Origin of the sequence: Chryseobacterium sp. SIMBA_029, assembly GCF_046535275.1 — a bacterium.
In the GTDB taxonomy this organism is placed as follows: domain Bacteria; phylum Bacteroidota; class Bacteroidia; order Flavobacteriales; family Weeksellaceae; genus Chryseobacterium.
Genome location: NZ_JAWRXA010000437.1, coordinates 1 through 264, shown reverse-complemented (window position 1 = coordinate 264; position 264 = coordinate 1). Strand labels below are relative to the sequence as shown.

Below are 264 nucleotides of genomic sequence, written 5' to 3'. Positions count from 1 at the left end.
CTAAGAAAATAACAAACAAAGTCACTGCCCAGACGTACACCCAATTTAAATTAATAAATATGAATTCTTTAATTTCATTCAGAATTTTCTCTGTCGGCTTTGGATAAACAGCTGAAAGAAAACAGGTTCCTATAATAAAAATTAAACTCGGAATAGTGACCCCTTTATTAAAAGTAGATCTAACATTTTGAAAATTCATCTTTTTTATTTTTGTGTTTATAGCATTGACAAGTCATCCTGGTATTGGATATAGCTGTAAAAAAG

1 protein-coding gene is annotated in these 264 nt (G+C 29.2%); it reads right to left on the bottom strand.

What is annotated here, in order from left to right:
- On the bottom strand, nucleotides 1–199 hold a 199-nt coding region (locus SB679_RS24740; protein ID WP_410704940.1), incomplete at its 3' end, for a hypothetical protein.
- Nucleotides 200–264 lie beyond the last annotated feature (65 nt).